Source organism: Brevibacillus sp. NPDC003359 (assembly GCF_042878995.1).
In the GTDB taxonomy this organism is placed as follows: Bacteria; Bacillota; Bacilli; order Brevibacillales; family Brevibacillaceae; genus Brevibacillus.
Genome location: NZ_JBIAOR010000001.1, coordinates 1,580,257 through 1,597,230, shown reverse-complemented (window position 1 = coordinate 1,597,230; position 16,974 = coordinate 1,580,257). Strand labels below are relative to the sequence as shown.

The following is a 16,974-nucleotide window of genomic DNA, read 5'->3' as shown; positions in this document are numbered from 1 at the left end:
TTTTGTGTTAGTGTAGAATTGTAAGGAAGCATGGTTACGCTTACCTATGACGGTCAAGCTGTTTAACAGAGGAGGAGTCCTTGCATGACAGTGGAAATGAACACATCGCTTGGAAAGATCGATGTTACAGAAGACGTGATCGCACGGATTGCTGGAGGCGCGGCCATGGAAGTTTTTGGACTTGTGGGCATGGCTTCTCGCAAAGCGGTGAAAGATGGAATTGCTGAGTTGTTAGGAAGAGACAACCTGAGCAAAGGTGTCGTCGTTCATAACACAAACGGCGAAGTAGTATTGGACATGCACATTATCGTCAGCTATGGCGTGAAAATTTCTGAGGTGGCAGGCAACGTTCAACGCCGTGTTCGATATACCTTGGAGCAAACGGTAGGCATTGATGTGACTGCTGTTAATATTTTTGTGCAGGGAGTTCGTACAGACAGGGATATGTAAGGAGGAACATCAGTTGGTACATACGCGTCTAGATGGCGTGCTGTTTAGCCGGATGGTTTACCTGGGGGCGAACCTTTTATCCGACAACGTCAGAGTAGTGGATGGATTAAACGTCTTTCCTGTGCCGGATGGCGATACGGGGACAAACATGAATTTGACTTTCTCTTCCGGTGTGGAGGAGCTGTCCCGAAAGGAATCCCCCCGAATCACCGAATCGGCTGCTGCTTTGGCAAAAGGTCTGTTAATGGGCGCGCGCGGTAATTCCGGCGTGATTTTGTCCCAGTTATTCCGCGGCTTCAGCAAATCAGTCAATGGAAAAGATGAGGTTAACGCCCGTCAGTTTGCCGATGCCTTGAAAGCTGGTGTTGACTCTGCGTATCAGGCAGTGATGAAGCCGGTAGAAGGCACGATTTTGACTGTTGCCCGTGAAGCGGCGGAGATGGCTGTGCGTGCAGCACGCACGTCAGATGATATTATCTCTGTCATGGAAAAAACATACGAGCAGGCGCAAGCTACGCTGTTGCGTACGCCGGAAATGCTGCCTGTTCTAAAAGAAGTGGGCGTAGTCGACTCAGGTGGACAAGGTCTCTTGTTTATTTATGAAGGGTTTTTGCGAGCGTTGCGCGGGGAAGAGCTATCCGCTGATCGTGAGCGTTCGGTACCAAAAATCGGTCAGGAAGAGCTGGACAAGCTCATTTCTGATCAGCATAATGCGCAAATCCACATGAAAACAGAAGACATCACGTACGGGTACTGTACGGAATTTATGGTTCATGTCGCGCATAGCACCGAGCCGCACAAAAAGCCATTTTCAGAAGCGATGTTCCGAAACCATCTGGATACGATGGGAGATTCATTGCTTGTCGTCTCTGATGATGAAGTTGTCAAGGTACATATTCATGCAGAGCATCCGGGAAATGTACTGCAATACGCGCAGCAATTCGGTAGTCTGCATCGACTGAAGATAGAAAACATGCGCGAGCAGCATGCGAACATTCTAAAAGCGGAAGAAAGCAAAGGACAAGCGAAGCCAGTAGCAGTTGCTCAACCTGCCACAGAGCTGCTTCCATACGGATTGATCGCGGTAGCTGCTGGTGAGGGAATCGCTACGATTTTGCGCAGCATGGGTGTGCATGTGGTAGTAGAGGGCGGCCAAACAATGAACCCGAGTACTGAGGACTTCATGAATGCCGTCGCAGGACTCCATGCCGAGCAAATCATCATCCTGCCAAACAACAGCAATATCATCATGGCAGCACAACAGGCGTCTGAGCTGGCTGAAGTTCCTGTTTCTGTCGTACCGACGAAGAGCATTCCGCAGGGATTGGCAGCACTGGTCAGCTTCCGCGCAGATGTCGAGTCGGAAGTGAACGTGCAAGCGATGACTAAGGCGATTGCCCAAGTGAAAACAGGTATGGTGACGCATGCGGTTCGCGACACGCAAATGGGTGAGGTACAAATCAAAGAAGGCGATTTTATCGGCATGGCTGAGAAAGAAATCGTCACGGCAGGCCCCGACTTGCTAGAATGCGCAACGACGCTGCTCTTGGGAATGGTGGATGAAGACTCCGAAATCATTACGATATTCTTGGGAGAAGATGCGACAGAAGATCAGGCTCATGCTTTAGAAAAAGCTTTGTCCGATGCCTACCCGGATGTGGAAGTAGAGATCCAGGCTGGCGGTCAACCGTTGTATCCATTCATTTTTTCCGTCGAGTAATTGAGGTTGTTAGCACGAACGAATAGGGAGAGGAGCGATCGAGAATGCCAATTGTGATTCTTACCGACAGCGCGTCTGATATCGATGCGTCTGTGAGGCAGTCATTGGGGATCGTGGCCGTCCCGTTGAAAATCATGTTTGGGGCGGAAACGTATGTGGACGCAGTGACTATCTCTTCTTCGGAGTTTTTTGATAAGCTGAAGCAATCGAGCGTGATGCCGACGACCTCGCAGCCGTCTCCTCTTGAATTTGCCGAAGCGTACAAAGAGATCTATGAGGAATATGGCAAGGATGTCCAAATTATTGCCATTCTCTTATCGGGTTCCTTATCGGGTACGTATCAATCAGCGATGATCGCCAAGTCGATGTTGGATGAAAATATCGACATTACGGTGATCGATTCTCGCAAAGCTTCGTTTGTTCATGGAATGATCTGCGTGGAGGCTGCCAAAGCCGCACAAGCAGGCAAGAACAAGGAGCAGATTCTGGACCAGATTGATCGTTATTTGGATGAGGTGCAGGTTTACTTTATTGTGGATACACTGGAGTTCCTGCAAAAAGGCGGTCGGATTGGCAAAGCATCTGCCGTCATCGGTTCGCTCTTGAATATCAAGCCGATTTTGACACTGGATACCGCCGGATACGTGTCTGCTTTTGACAAGGTAAGAGGGACGAAGAAAGCCCTGAATCGCGTATTCGAAGCTTTGCAGGAATACGCGCAAGCCACCCCGGTGAAAATCGCCGTGCTGCACAGCAGTGTGCCAGATCAAGCGGCTGAGCTCTTGGAGCGACTCAAGCAAGAGTTTACGGTAACGGATTCTTGGTTGGAACAGATTGGTCCCGTGATTGGTACGCATACAGGTCCAGGGCTGCTCGGGATTGTCATGGTAAAAGATAACTAAGGATCGTATGTCGTATAATATGGAGAGGAGCTTCCCTGAGGTAGGGGGCTTCTTTTTTATAAGGAAGTTTTACCGAACTTTTTCTTCTTTTGAAAGGGAGTTTTTTCATAATGCCTGATTTGACCGCATGTTGTCGGCATAAATCGGTTAAGATTGCTTTACGTGCATTTTCCTCTGTAGCGCTTTCAAAGGCTGTAGGATACAATGAGAGTGAATCTTGCCCCACCCCTTGTGATTCAGGAGGAGAACCGGTTGAAGTACAAAAGCGTATTTGATATTATCGGTCCAATTATGGTTGGGCCATCTAGCTCCCATACGGCTGGTGCAGCTCGTATCGGTCGTGTAGCTCGCAAGCTGTTTGGCAGAATGCCTGCGCGAGCAGAAATTGTTTTTTACGGCTCATTTGCAAAAACGTATCAAGGACATGGTTCTGATGTGGCGACAGTGGCAGGGATTCTTGACTTTGACACGTCGGATTTGCGTCTGAAAAATTCACTGGTGATCGCAGAAAAAGCCGGCATGGAAGTGGAGTTGACCACTTCTGAGGTTCTGACAGAGCACCCGAACACGGCGCGGATCAAGCTGTCCGATGATGAGAATGAGATTGAACTCGTTGGTGTTTCCATTGGTGGAGGGAAGATCGAAGTGTTGGAATTGAACGGGTTTTCCTTTCAGTTGGGCTTCGATACACCGACGCTCTTGGTCTTGCATGAGGATCGCTTTGGAATGATTGCGGCTGTGGCAAAAGTGCTGACCCAGCACGGCATTAATGTGGGGTTCATGGAAGTGTCTCGACACACACGTGGTTCGCGTGCTTTGATGGCAATCGAAACGGATTCGACGATCTCTCCGGAAGTCCTGGAGGAAATTCGCCAAATCCCCCATATCTTTGACGTATCCCTGCTCGCATTGCACTAAGGAAAAGGACGAGCAGGATTAGAGGAGTGAGCAACCAGATGTTTCGTAATGTGGCTGAACTAGTAGAGTTGGCCGAGTCCCAGGGGAAGAAGATCTCCCAGGTGATGATTGAAGCAGAAATGGAAGTTTCCCAGCGTAGTCGGGACGCCATTATGCAAGATATGTACGCCAACCTCGATGTGATGGAAAAAGCAGTGCGTCGTGGGCTTACCGAAGATATACGCTCGCATAGCGGGTTGACGGGCGGCGATGCGAAAAAGCTGCAAACATATATGGAGACCAAGACGTTTTTGTCTGGTCCCACACTTCTGAATGCCGTCTCCATGTCCGTGGCGGTTAACGAAGTAAATGCTGCAATGGGTACGATTGTCGCAACGCCAACAGCAGGAGCATGTGGCATTGTACCGGGGACGCTGTTTGCCGTATCTGACAAGTTGCAGCCGACCCGCGAGGACATGGTCAATTATTTGTTCACGGCAGGCGCTATCGGGTATTGCATTGCCAATAACGCATTCATTTCGGGTGCTGCGGGTGGTTGCCAGGCAGAGGTAGGCTCTGCAACGGCCATGGCTGCTGCGGCGATTGTGGAAATGGCTGGCGGTACACCTGAGGAATCTGCCCAAGCAGTGGCGATCGCATTGAAAAATATGCTCGGTCTGGTCTGTGACCCCGTAGCCGGACTGGTTGAAGTACCATGTGTCAAACGAAATGCGATGGGAGCAGCGATTGCGACGGTAGCCGCTGATATGGCAATGGCCGGCATCAAGAGCGTAATCCCGACAGATGAAGTCATCGATGCCATGTACCGGATCGGCTGTGCCATGCCGACTACGCTGAAGGAAACCGCACAGGGTGGTCTTGCTGCTACGCAAACGGGCCGCATGATCGAAGCCAAAGTGTTCGGCGTACGGATGGAGAAGTAAGATGGCAGGTGCATATCAATCGCCCGTCTCCCTTTTGCACGGGGTAGGGGAAGAGCGGGCGAAGGCATTTGCAGGACTGGGAATCAACAGCATAGGTGATTTGCTGGAGTATTTCCCGTCTCGCTATGAAGATTACCGTGTGCGCGATTTGACAGAAGTAAAAGACGGAGAGAGGGTCACGCTGGCAGGTACGGTGTACGGCGAACCCTCTGTTCGTTTTTATGGAAAAAGAAAATCACGACTGTCGGTCAAGGTTGTCATGGATCGTGTCGTGGTGACAGCTGTCTGGTTCAATCAGACGTTTGTCAAAAGCAGGCTGTCGCCAGGCAAGGAAATACTCGTCACAGGAAAATGGGACAAGCACAAGCTACAAATCACTGTGAGCGAGATGACAGAAGTAGACTCAGAACGTGCGACAAAACGAGGCGAGCTCGCCCCTGTCTATCCACTTGGCGGCGATGTGACACATACACTGCTGCGCAAAACCATTCAACTGGCGTTGCGTCAGTACGGCAAGGAGATTCCTGAGATCCTTCCTGCGGATATTGTGGAGCGCTACCGACTGATGCCGCGGATGAATGCTTTTCATTCGATTCATTTTCCAGAAAATGCGGAAGACGGCCGTCAAGCGCGGCGACGGATTATGTTCGAGGAGCTTTTTTTATTCCAGTTGAAAATGCAAACACTGCGCAAAATTAATCGGCAGCAAACAGAAGGCGTTGCTTTGGCGATTCCGATGGAAGAGGTCCGGGAATTTGTCAAAGGGTTACCGTTCCCCCTGACAGATGCGCAGAAACGAGTGGTAAAAGAAATATTAGACGACATGCGGGCTCCTCATGCGATGAATCGGTTGTTGCAAGGGGACGTAGGCTCGGGGAAAACCGTCGTAGCTGCCATCGCGCTGATTGCTGCGGTGAAAGCAGGTTATCAGGGAGCGCTGATGGTACCGACGGAGATTCTCGCCGAACAGCATGTGCAGTCGTTGACGAAGCTCTTGTCCGATTATGGCATTCAGGTCGCGCTCTTGTCGGGCTCTCTGACGGCTAAACGCAGACGTGAAGTCATCGGCTCTCTGCAAATGGGGGTAATCGATGTCGTGGTCGGTACCCATGCGCTCATTCAAGAGGATGTCTTTTTCTCGCGTCTTGGTCTCGTGATTACGGACGAGCAGCACCGCTTCGGTGTGGAGCAGCGGCGAATTTTACGAAACAAAGGGTTGTCACCTGATGTCTTGTTTATGACAGCAACGCCAATTCCGAGAACACTGGCAATTACGGCATTTGGCGACATGGACGTCTCGACGATTGATCAAATGCCTGCGGGGCGCAAACCGATTGAGACGACATGGAAAAAGCATGATCAGTTTCCGGCTGTGCTGGAGCAAATGCGGGATGAGCTGCGCAAAGGGCGGCAGGCGTACGTTATTTGCCCGCTCATTGAGGAGTCCGAAAAGCTTGATGTGCAAAATGCGATTGATGTACATGCTCAGCTCACACACATTTTCCCTGAATTTGGCGTAGGCCTGATGCATGGGCGACTGCCAGCGAAGGAAAAGGATGCAGTCATGCAAGCCTTTCTTGCGGCAGAGCACGCTGTCCTGGTCAGTACAACGGTCGTAGAGGTTGGTGTGAATGTTCCGAATGCTACCTATATGGTCATTTATGATGCGGAGCGGTTTGGTCTTGCTCAGCTTCACCAATTGCGTGGGCGTGTAGGACGTGGCTCTGAACAGTCGTATTGTGTGCTGATCGCCGATCCGAAATCCGAGATCGGAAAAGAACGGATGCGTGTCATGTGCGAGACGACGGATGGATTCGAGCTGTCGCAGCGCGACTTGGAATTGCGTGGACCGGGTGATTTTTTCGGGACGAAGCAGAGCGGTTTGCCGGAGTTTAAAGTCGCTGATCTATTAAGTGATTACAAAGCGCTGGAGGTAGCGAGACAGGAGACTGTCAAGCTGGTAGCAGAGGCCTCCTTCTGGCGGGACGAAAAGTATCGCTGGCTGCGTGACTATTTGAAGAATGAGGGCGTGCTGGACGGTGTCGTCTTCGATTAAGAAAGGAAACAAGCCTTCCCACTTCAAGAGTGTGGAGAGGCTTTTTCTTTTGTGGGGTGAAACTTTAAGTAGGCTCTCGACGTCTATCTTCTGTAAGGTAAATTTTTCTAGGAAGTGAGGCGAGTTTTTTGTCTTTGCCAAAAATGCGGGGAATTAGCATGTCCATCGTATTCGCATTACTTATCATGACAGGAACGGACTTCGCGCAAGCATCTTCCACGGACAGTCGGATTGCTCAGACTGGCCCCTCCCATACGACCAGCCAAGCGACAAAGGAATGGAAGCAAAAGGAACTGCCTTACGACTACGCGGCGATGAAAGAAGACGTGGTCATTCAGCTAAACGATGCTCCACAGCTCCGCTCTCCTCGAAGAACGATCGTGGGACCTGCACCACAGGCGTACACCCTCTTTTTTAAGGAAGCCGTGAACCGTGGAACAGTCGAAGCGGCTATCCGCAAAAATGCCCAGGAAGAGAGCAAGAAAGAGGGCTTGGGTTACGTGGAGCCGATGGTTACGTTTCACTGGGTGCACGACCGTCAACTGCAGCTGCTCTCGACCCTTCCTGATACGCTTGCCAAAGACAGAGACTGGACGGAATACGTTTTGAACGTAGCAGGAGCGAAGACAGCGAAGGGAGCCATATTGGACGATAAGAATTACTTTAAGGCGGTGGTGTTTGCTCCGTCTCAGATCTGGCGAGTCTCCGTGGATGGCAAGGTGAAAGAAAAAATGACGGACTTTGCCGTCAGGACTCCCATGGAGTTTATCGACCCTGAGGAGCGGTATGTGTTGCTGGAGCGATTTACAGAATATTGTGAGTGCGACGCCCGTTTCCCCATGCTGTATTCGATTTATGACACACAGACAAGAGAACTGACCGCTTATCCAGTGGAGCTGACTGACAACTATAGCGGTGCAGGCGACTTCATGGCAGATCGTCGCGGCTTCTTTTTCGCTCATCCACCGAAAGGGACAGAAGTATCGAAAAGCGAGTTTGCCACTCGTGTCAAGGTAGATGGATACGTACATGGAGCCAGCTTTAGCCATGATCGCAAGCATGTATTGATGGCAGTAGGCAAGACCGAGCAGAAAAAGGATCTCGATCTGGTTGTGTACGATTTGGCGACTGGAAAAGAACGGCGCCTCTCAGGTGTAATCAAAGGATGGGTTCCAACAGATGAGATGAATGGGCAAGTCCAGCCCGTCAGTTTTATGGACGATGGACGTTACGCGACGTTTGAAATGAGAACAGAGGAAGAAAGTTTTGAAGAGCTTCGTCAACGCTACGATTGGCAGTCAGGAAAAGTGATCAGCTGGAATCCACCCGTTCCCAAAGAAGCTTGGTCCGGCTATATCCAGTCGACGGATGGCGCCTATCAAATGTATTGGAATGCAGGGGTGTTTAAGGGCGACGTCAAACTGATGGAAATGAAGCCAGATGCGGTATGGATTCCAGGTACTCATCATTTGGTTTATATCGATTGGGAAAAAGCTGAACAGGGAGTGGAGTCTGTGCCGTCGCTCTTTTCGTTCGATGCCGATCGTAAGCAACAATCTGTGCTGGTGAACGGGTTGCCAGCAAGTGTATCTATGTTGGGAGCTAGCAACGACGGCAAATGGCTGTATGTCACGACTCCAGAGCCACTTTCCCCTTAAGCGTCATATTCCGTTGTGAGCATCGATAAAATGATCAAGGATTCGTAAGTATCACCTGATTTTAGGCAATCGCGCAAGGTGCCCTCTATTCGAAATCCTTCCGATACGTAAAGGCTACGGGCGCGGTCGTTCGTTTCTTTTACATCTAGCCAGAGTCGATGGGCCTTTTGCTCGATGAATGCCCAATGCTTGATTTGACGCAGGATGTTGCGACCGTAGCCTTCCCCCTTTACTGCGATTGTAATACGCATGAGTTCAATACTTTGATGAGGATTGGTCAGCCCGGCGATGATGACGTAGCCGACGGGGTGGCCTGTTTCTTTTTTTTCGGCGATCATATGGAGGATGTCAGGGTTGTCTAGAGCGATGTGGTGCCGCTCTTCGCTCCACGGAATAATGAACGGGGTATTCTCTGGCGCGTTTTCTACCTCGCATACAAAGGGAATGTCTGCCGGTGTAGTGCGGCGCAAGTGGATGGTCATGCGTGTATCTCCTTTTCCGCTTAACATTTGCTTACCATGATCAGATTGCCGTCGGGATCGCGAAAGTTGAACCAGTGGCCATGCTGGATGGGAACGACGACTTCGACTCCGCTCTCTTTGAGAAATGCATAAGAGGCTTCAATATCTTGTGTGTTGAAATGAAACAAGGGAGCATCGTCTGCGATGCGCTTCGGAAAGATTTTGCTATCTAGGACGAGCGTCAATCCGTTTTGTAAGGAAATGCCATATATATGTCCGAACATAATCTCACCGTCCGCGGGAATGCCCAAGAGACGGCAGTACCAGTCCCGTGCGCGCTCGATGTCGCTGACTGCTACAAAAATGGCTCCGATTTGGGGGAGCAGGGGGGACGTGGTTGTCATTGTGATAGAGCTCCTTTCAATAGGCGTTTTTCATAAGGTGGACCCGTCATAATCGTGCACGAAATGTCGGATTGCCTGATGTGGCATTTGCTATTCTGAAGGGGAAAGAGAGGTCATTACCATGGATTTGCTTACAAAGCTGAATGAGGCTCTGGACTACATCGAAGACAATTTGACCAGCGAGATTGACTATAAAGAAATCGCCCGGGTGGCTTGCTGCTCCGAGTATCACTTCAAAAGGATGTTTTCTTTTCTCGCTGGTGTTCCGCTATCCGAGTACATCCGGCGCCGACGCATTACGCTTGCAGCTTTTGAGCTTGCGGACAGCAACGAGCGGGTCATTGATATTGCGATCAAATACGGTTACGGATCGGCTGATTCTTTTGCCAGAGCTTTTCAGAATGTGCATGGAGTCACTCCGACAGAAGCCAGGCACATTGGCCATTCCTTGAAGGCTTATCCGCGAATGACCTTTCATCTATCCATAAAAGGAGGCAGTGCCATGAACTACCGTATGGAAGAAAAAGAGGCATTTCGCATTATTGGTTTGAAAAAAAGAGTCCCGTTGATTTATCACGGGGTCAATCCGGAGATTGCGGCCATGTGGGCTTCGCTCGATAGGGAGACGATTCATCAATGGAAATCGCTATCCGATGTCGAACCATTAGGACTGCTCAGTGCATCTACGAATTTTTCAGAAGGTCGGCTGGAATATGGTGAGCTCGATCACTATATCGGCGTAGCCACCACAAAGGAATGTCCAGAAAATCTGACAGCACTGGAGGTCTCTGCTTCCACCTGGGCCGTCTTCGAAGTCGTAGGTCCTTTTCCCGACACCCTGCAAGATGTTTGGGGCCGCATTTATTCGGAATGGTTTTTGTCTTCTGGTTATGAACAGGCTAACGGTCCGGAAATTTTGTGGAACGAAAATAAAGAGATTTCATCACCAGCCTTTCGAAGTGAGATTTGGATTCCTGTCGTGAAAAAGTAACCCTCTATTGCATTCGCTCTCACTGGCGGAACACCTACCTGCGTGTGTCTGTCCGAGAAGAAATAATTACCAACTTTTTTTGTGCGAGACAGGCATAAAAGCGAACGTTTGTTTGCTATAATAAGAACAAAGCAATAAGGGAACATAAGTTCTTATTTAGGGGATGATCGTGTGTCCAATGCGAACAAGCGGATCGTGTTTTTGATCGACATGCAGAGCTTTTATGCCAGTATCGAGAAAGGGGCCAATCCAGAGCTGCGAAACAAGCCGATTGTCGTCGCAGGTGATCCAGAGCGTCGCAGCGGAGTCGTGCTGGCAGCGTGTCCGATTGCCAAGTCATACGGAGTGGTCACGGCCGAAGCGCTGTGGCAGGCGCAGCAAAAGTGTCGCCAGCTCATCGTTGTTCGTCCGCGCATGGAGATGTACATTCGCATCTCCATGCAAATCACTCGCATATTCGAGGCATTTACTGACAAGGTGGAGCCGTACTCGATCGATGAGCAGTTTCTCGACGTGACGGGCAGCGTCCATCTATTTGGTGATCCGTTGCAGATGGCTGCACAGATTCGGCAGCGCGTCTGGATGGAGACGGGAATCAACTGTCGGGTAGGCATCGGGGAGAACAAGGTACTGGCCAAGATGGCCTGTGACAATTTCGCCAAGAAACGGGAAGAAGGCGTTTTTTGGCTCAAGCGGGAAACGTTAGCGGATACACTCTGGAAGCTTCCGATTGAAAAGCTGTTCGGGGTAGGCTCACGCATGAAGCGCCATTTTCATCGGATGGGCGTCTATCAGATCGGGCAGCTTGCAGATATGAGGCCAGCCATCCTCACCCGACATTGGGGAGTGAACGGGGAAGTACTGTGGCGTACGGCTCACGGAATCGACGATTCGCCTGTGGCTTTGGATTCCTATGATTCACAAAAAGGGATCGGTCATCACATGACGTTGCCTCGGGATTACCATACCGCTGCGGAAATCAAAGTGGTGCTTTTAGAGCTGTGCGAGGAAGTATGCCGTCGGGCGCGGAAAAAGGAGCTGATGGGCTCCGTTGTGTCTGTGGGCTGTCGTGGAGCCGATTTGGCTGCCGGAGCGGGTTTTGGACGGCAGATGAAGCTCACGGAGCAGACGAATGATGCCATGACGTTATACGAAGCCGCTTGCCTTTTGTTTGACCGCCACTGGAAGAAAACGCCCGTCCGCAGTATCGGTGTCAATTTGGGGCAGCTTGTCCCTGACAACGTCGTCCAGCTGAATCTGTTTACGGATAATCACAAGCGGCGTTCACTGGCGCAAGCAATGGATGACATCCGGACTCGATACGGTCAGGACGCGATTTTGCGTGCTGCCTCTGTCTTGGAAGCGGGGCAGGCGAAAGAGCGCGCACGTAAGATCGGAGGACACTACAAGTGACGGAGCCAATGGTGTCAGACGAGCAGGAATTGATACGCCAGTATATTTTATTTGGCATTTTGTTTCGGGCGGTCATGGTCGATCTGGGGCAGATGCGGATTGTGCCGTTGAAGTTTTCTTATCAGATGATGTTCGATGAGCTCTCGCGGTGGGCGGAACGACAGCATCACCAGTTGCGTCGCATCTTGCGGCAGCGAGGGTGCACAGTAGTCAGCTCACGACGTCAGGGACATATGTATGTCGTCCACTATCGACAACGCGGATATGTTCGAGAAGCGATTTATACGATTGAGGTATTGCGGGCAGAGTGTCAGGAGCTCGTCCATTTGTGGACCCGATATGATCAGCGAGGAGAGAAGAAGCGATGAGGGAAAGACGCGTGTCCAAAAAGGATAATGTATTCGTGGCCAGTAGATTTGTGCTGCCAGAGCATCGGGAAATGTATTTGCGCATAAAAGAAGAAGAGCGTCGTTATGTACCACCCGAGCTGGATCAGGAGCAGCTCAGTGCCTTGAGCGAGCTGGTATGGCAGGCGTTCCAGACAGAGAGTATCCTGACGCTGACCTATTATGACGGGCGAGAGCCGCGACGCCTGTCCGCCCACGTTATCCATATTGATCAAGCAGCGCGACGTCTCAAGCTTCAGGCAGGCTCCGAGATTCATTGGGTTCCTTTTGCCCGACTGCTGCATGTGGAGCTGGCAGCGAGCTTCTAAATCGAGGAAATGCAGGTACATGATGGGGGGTGCATGAGAATCACGCAGGAAATCAGCAAAAATAGGTCTCTTTTTCAAAAGCAAGTGGCAAAAAACAGCGTGCCACGTTGAAACGGTGTGTGCGAGGAAGATGCGAGATTCCTGAAACGAAAAGCGGTCAAAAACAACCGTTTTTCGTGTTTTTTTGGCTTACACGGATTTTGCCAGAAGGGAGGTTTCCCTGTATTGTTAGATTATCTTTTGAAGCATATATTTGACGGATAGAACAAAGGAGATTTTGCATGCTAGCACAAGAAATGGGTGTCATATTCACTAAGCACGCCGATCAAATTACTTCCAAGCGTTGGGGAGAATTCATGCAACAATTGGAGGAAAAAGGCCTGTACGTGCTCATTGAGACAGACACGATCGGAAGAGTAATGAGTCCATTGGGCGGATTGATGCCCATGCCGTGTAAAAGTGAGACGCTCCATATTGTGACAGCTGATGAGCTGGAGCAGCGCGGCTTGCCGCTTGGTCACCACATCGTAACGAAAGCGAAAGTAGTCCAACCATAATCGAAAAAACCAACGCAACCTTTCCTGTCGGAGCTAGCCTCCATGTGGGAAAGGTTTTTTGTTGTTCATAAATACTCCGGCTAGGGGCAAGATCTATCCGGCAATCGGCGGTAGAGGGCAGGAGATCACATTATGATATGGAGTAGGACAAAAGAAGGAAGCAGAAGAGAGGAGAACAAGAATGACAATGGAGAGCAAAGCGGGGATGCAGCCCAAAAAAGGCGTGCGTCGCTTGCTGGAGATTGCGGATGAGAAGCGCGGATTGCTCGTCGTCTCGGCAATATTGTCTTCCTTGAGCGCAATTTGCATGTTGGTGCCTTATGCATCTGTCTACTTCATTTTACGCGAACTGTTAACGCATGCAGCGTCTCCCGCTATGGCGGACGGGGCTTACATGATTCGGTGGGGAGTTATAGCGCTTTTGGGGCTTGTGGGAAGTCTCGTCATGATGTATGCAGGCGGGATGATGTCGCATATCGCTGCGTTTCGCATTTTATACGGAATGCGGGTCAAATTGGCTTCGCATATCGGTCGTTTGCCGCTTGGCTGGCTGAACGGAACGTCTACCGGTGCAGTCAAAAAAACATTGGAGCAAAATGTGGAAAAGGTTGAGACGTTTGTCGCGCATCAGCTTCCGGATTTGGTGCATGTAGTCGTGACGACGGTGCTCATGATCGGCGTGATGTTTTACTTGAACGTCTGGTTGGCGCTTGCCTGCGTCGTGCCAATCATACTGGGACTGATTGTGCAAATCATCACTTTTTCCGGGACGAAAACAAAAGAAAATATCAAGAGGTACTACGATTCGCTAGAACGGATGAACGGATCTGCCGTCCAGTATGTACGCGGAATGCCAGCGATCAAGGTATTCGGGCAGACGGTTCATTCCTTTCGCCGCTTTTATGCAGACATGATCACCTATCGGGACTATTGCGTCAAGCATACCGATGATTTTCAAAACGGATTTTTGGTGTTCAAAGTGATCCTTGGTTCATTTGCGGCCTTTATTCTCCCGGTAGGGGTGTTCATGCTGAGCCAAGATCCGCAAAATGTCGCGTTTGCTTCTGTTCTGCTCTTTTTTCTCGTAATGGCGCCAGGTGTATCTGCACCGATGTTTAAGCTCTTGTTTTTGACCTCTACCCTGCGTGACATTGGCGAGGGGGTGGAGCGCATGGATCGGATTTTGGCAGAGCAACCCGTTGCGGAACCGCTTAGCTCCCAGCGCCCACAGAGCTTTGATGTCGCGTTTGAAAACGTCTCTTTTTCTTACGCAACAGAGGGGGTAACAGGAGGAGAGGCACTTTCTCGCCTATCCTTTATGGCGAAGCACGGGCAGGTGACAGCTCTGGTCGGACCGTCTGGTGCAGGGAAGTCTACGGTAGCGAATCTCATTCCGAGATTTTGGGATGTTTCGGAGGGAGCGATTCGCATTGGCAATGTAGACGTTCGGGAGCTGTCGAGCACCGATTTGATGAACAACGTTGCTTTCGTCTTTCAGGATACGTTTTTGTTTTACGACACGGTTTACAACAACATTGCCATCGGATTGCCAGATGCAACGCCAGAGGCGGTCTATGCAGCGGCGAAGGCAGCCCAATGCCATGATTTTATTCAAAAGCTTCCGCAAGGCTACGACACCCTGATCGGGGAAGGGGGAGTCTACTTGTCCGGGGGAGAAGAGCAGCGTGTGGCGGTCGCACGGGCGATCCTGAAAAACGCACCGATTCTTGTCCTCGACGAAGCAACCGCCTTTGCGGATCCAGAAAATGAGTATGAGATGCAACTGGCTCTGGCAGAGCTGATGAAGGGCAAAACTGTCATCGTCATTGCGCATCGCCTGTCAACGATTCGGGATGCAGATCAAATTTTGGTGCTGGAAAGAGGGAAGCTGATCGAACAAGGAAGGCATCAATCCTTGGTAGAGGCCAATGGGCTCTATGCGCGGATGTGGAAGGCTTACACCGATGCGCAGGATTGGGAAATGGGCGAAGGAAAGGGGAGTGCGGATGCAGATGAGTATGCTGAACAATATCACAGCAGGTAAGCCGCGGGCGCTGATCAAACCCGTTATGTACACGACACTTGCCAACCTTGCGCAAATATTGCCGTTTGCCTTCCTGATGGAGGCTGCCCGATTGATTTTTGAACCATTTGCTCAGCCGGGTGCCCCATTGAACATTGAGCGACTCTGGTGGGTATGCGGATGGATGGTCGTCTCGTTGCTGATTTTATTTGTATGCGAAATTCCAGCGTATCGCTCACAGTTTCGCGGCGCCTACAGCACGGCTGCTGAGGGGCGAACCAAGCTCGCAGAGCACCTTCGCAAGCTGTCACTCGGTTACTTGAACAAAAGAGACCCAGGGGATTTGGCCAATATGATGATGGGGGATTTCACCATGGTGGAGCACGGGATTTCCCATCTCGTACCACAAATGTTGGGGGCGATCATCATGCCTGTCATGGCGATCGTAGGTCTTTCTTTCGTGGATTGGCGCATGGCACTAGCCTTGTTCGCTGCGTTTCCCATTGCGATTCTTTTGGTGCTGATGACATCAGGACTGCAGCGGAGGCTCGGAGCGACACATATGCGAGCCAAAATTGACGCCGCCAATCGCTTGCAGGAATATTTGAACGGCATCCGCGTCATCAAGGCGTACAATCTGACAGGAGAACGCTTTGTGCGGCTGGAGCAATCCTTTCGCGAGTTCATGCGGCAGAGCATACGGATCGAAGGTTTGCTGGGACCGATTGTGCTGGCCGCCATTGCTTTTATCCGGGCTGGCCTCACACTCATGGTCATGGTCGGCGTGTATTTGCTCGTAGCGGGCAGCATAGACCTGATCACGTTTGTCATGTTCCTGCTGGTTGGGACACGTATCTTTGATCCATTGACAGCGGCACTCGTCAACTATGCTGAATTCCGTTACCACGAACAAGCTGGGGAGCGGATTGTACGGTTACTGACGGAGCCGATTATGACAGGCGAGCAGCAACCGCCTGCGGAAAACGACGTGAAGCTCGAAGGCGTCTCTTTTGGCTATATCGAAAAGAATGTCCTGCACAACGTGAGCATGCATATGCCAGTCGGTTCGTTTACAGCATTGGTCGGGCCGTCCGGCAGTGGAAAAAGCACCGTGATGAGGCTGATTGCCAGATTTTATGACCCGTCGCAAGGCACTGTTCAGCTGGGGAATCAACCACTTGTTCATATGGACCCGGAAGCACTCCTCTCCCGCGTGTCGATGGTGTTTCAGGATGTGTATCTATTCCAGGACACGATTGCAAACAACATTCGCTTCGGAAAAAGGGATGCGACGCAGGCTGAGGTCGAGGCGGCGGCCAAACAAGCGTGTTGCCATGATTTCATCATGAAGCTGCCCGATGGCTACGATACGCTCGTAGGGGAAGGGGGAAGCACGCTATCAGGCGGGGAGAAACAGCGCATTTCCATTGCCCGAGCGATCTTGAAAAATGCCCCGATCATTCTCTTGGATGAAGCAACAGCCTCCCTAGACCCCGAAAATGAGGCGCAAATTCAGAAAGCAATCGATACGCTTATCGAGGGGAGAACGGTTATTGCCATTGCTCATCGCCTGAAAACCATCCGTAATGCTGACAACATCTACGTGTTGGAAAATGGTACGGTCGTCGAACAGGGACAGCATGATGAGCTTGTGATGCAAAACGGTTTGTATGCACGGCTTTGGAAGCTACAGCAAACGACAGGTGGCTGGAGACTGTCTTCATAAATCAGTGACAAACCCGCTAGGTAGTCAGCCGAAGCGGGTTTTGTCATGGGCGCACTT

General features: G+C 50.8%; 16 protein-coding genes. 14 read left to right on the top strand and 2 right to left on the bottom strand.

Annotation, left to right across the window (positions count from 1 at the left end; translation table 11 throughout):
* Positions 1-84 precede the first annotated feature (84 nt).
* The 7 genes from ACFYU8_RS07345 to ACFYU8_RS07315 all read left to right on the top strand — a co-directional run bounded on the left by ACFYU8_RS07345 (position 85) and on the right by ACFYU8_RS07315 (position 8,627).
* Complete coding sequence (locus ACFYU8_RS07345; RefSeq protein ID WP_144614271.1) at positions 85-450, top strand: Asp23/Gls24 family envelope stress response protein; 366 nt, start codon at positions 85-87, stop codon at positions 448-450.
* A gap of 13 nt (positions 451-463) precedes the next feature.
* Positions 464-2,170, top strand: coding sequence for a DAK2 domain-containing protein (locus ACFYU8_RS07340; RefSeq protein WP_390294423.1), 1,707 nt, complete (start codon positions 464-466; stop codon positions 2,168-2,170).
* A 44-nt stretch (positions 2,171-2,214) separates the two neighbouring features.
* The gene (locus tag ACFYU8_RS07335; protein WP_390294425.1) at positions 2,215-3,072 is read left to right on the top strand and encodes a DegV family protein; all 858 of its coding nucleotides are present in this window, start codon (positions 2,215-2,217) and stop codon (positions 3,070-3,072) included.
* Between the two features lie 252 nt (positions 3,073-3,324).
* Entirely contained in the window at positions 3,325-3,990 is a 666-nt protein-coding gene (sdaAB, locus tag ACFYU8_RS07330; RefSeq protein WP_390294427.1) for an L-serine ammonia-lyase, iron-sulfur-dependent subunit beta, read from the top strand.
* 38 nt (positions 3,991-4,028) lie between these two features.
* Entirely contained in the window at positions 4,029-4,913 is an 885-nt protein-coding gene (gene sdaAA / locus ACFYU8_RS07325) for an L-serine ammonia-lyase, iron-sulfur-dependent, subunit alpha (protein ID WP_017249446.1), read from the top strand.
* 1 nt (position 4,914) lies between these two features.
* Positions 4,915-6,969: an ATP-dependent DNA helicase RecG gene (gene recG, locus ACFYU8_RS07320; protein ID WP_390294429.1), complete on the top strand. Its 2,055-nt coding sequence runs from the start codon at positions 4,915-4,917 to the stop codon at positions 6,967-6,969.
* Between the two features lie 158 nt (positions 6,970-7,127).
* Complete coding sequence (locus ACFYU8_RS07315; protein WP_390294431.1) at positions 7,128-8,627, top strand: hypothetical protein; 1,500 nt, start codon at positions 7,128-7,130, stop codon at positions 8,625-8,627.
* Here ACFYU8_RS07315 and ACFYU8_RS07310 read toward each other — a convergent pair.
* Entirely contained in the window at positions 8,624-9,109 is a 486-nt protein-coding gene (locus ACFYU8_RS07310; RefSeq protein ID WP_390294433.1) for a GNAT family N-acetyltransferase, read from the bottom strand. The two genes, ACFYU8_RS07315 and ACFYU8_RS07310, sit on opposite strands and share 4 nt — an antisense overlap.
* Positions 9,110-9,129: 20 nt before the next feature.
* On the bottom strand, positions 9,130-9,492 hold the full coding sequence (locus ACFYU8_RS07305; protein WP_390294435.1) for a VOC family protein: 363 nt from the start codon (positions 9,490-9,492) through the stop codon (positions 9,130-9,132).
* Positions 9,493-9,613: 121 nt separating this feature from the next.
* Here ACFYU8_RS07305 and ACFYU8_RS07300 point away from each other — a divergent pair, with 121 nt between their 5' ends.
* From ACFYU8_RS07300 to ACFYU8_RS07270, 7 genes are all read left to right on the top strand, one after another.
* Complete coding sequence (locus tag ACFYU8_RS07300; RefSeq protein ID WP_390294437.1) at positions 9,614-10,483, top strand: AraC family transcriptional regulator; 870 nt, start codon at positions 9,614-9,616, stop codon at positions 10,481-10,483.
* A gap of 171 nt (positions 10,484-10,654) precedes the next feature.
* Positions 10,655-11,896: a DNA polymerase IV gene (locus ACFYU8_RS07295; RefSeq protein WP_390294439.1), complete on the top strand. Its 1,242-nt coding sequence runs from the start codon at positions 10,655-10,657 to the stop codon at positions 11,894-11,896.
* Positions 11,893-12,264: a YhjD family protein gene (locus ACFYU8_RS07290; protein ID WP_390294441.1), complete on the top strand. Its 372-nt coding sequence runs from the start codon at positions 11,893-11,895 to the stop codon at positions 12,262-12,264. Before ACFYU8_RS07295 ends, ACFYU8_RS07290 begins: the two co-directional genes overlap by 4 nt.
* Complete coding sequence (locus ACFYU8_RS07285) at positions 12,261-12,611, top strand: YolD-like family protein (RefSeq protein WP_390294443.1); 351 nt, start codon at positions 12,261-12,263, stop codon at positions 12,609-12,611. The genes ACFYU8_RS07290 and ACFYU8_RS07285 overlap by 4 nt, the downstream gene beginning before the upstream one ends.
* A 281-nt stretch (positions 12,612-12,892) precedes the next feature.
* Positions 12,893-13,168 carry a hypothetical protein gene (locus ACFYU8_RS07280; protein WP_390294445.1) on the top strand — a complete coding sequence of 92 codons (276 nt, stop codon included), beginning with the start codon at positions 12,893-12,895 and terminating at the stop codon, positions 13,166-13,168.
* Positions 13,169-13,373: 205 nt separating this feature from the next.
* Positions 13,374-15,212, top strand: coding sequence for an ABC transporter ATP-binding protein (locus ACFYU8_RS07275; protein WP_390297193.1), 1,839 nt, complete (start codon positions 13,374-13,376; stop codon positions 15,210-15,212).
* Positions 15,181-16,917 (top strand): ABC transporter ATP-binding protein, encoded by a 1,737-nt coding sequence (locus ACFYU8_RS07270; protein WP_390297196.1) that lies wholly within the window; start codon positions 15,181-15,183, stop codon positions 16,915-16,917. Before ACFYU8_RS07275 ends, ACFYU8_RS07270 begins: the two co-directional genes overlap by 32 nt.
* Positions 16,918-16,974 lie beyond the last annotated feature (57 nt).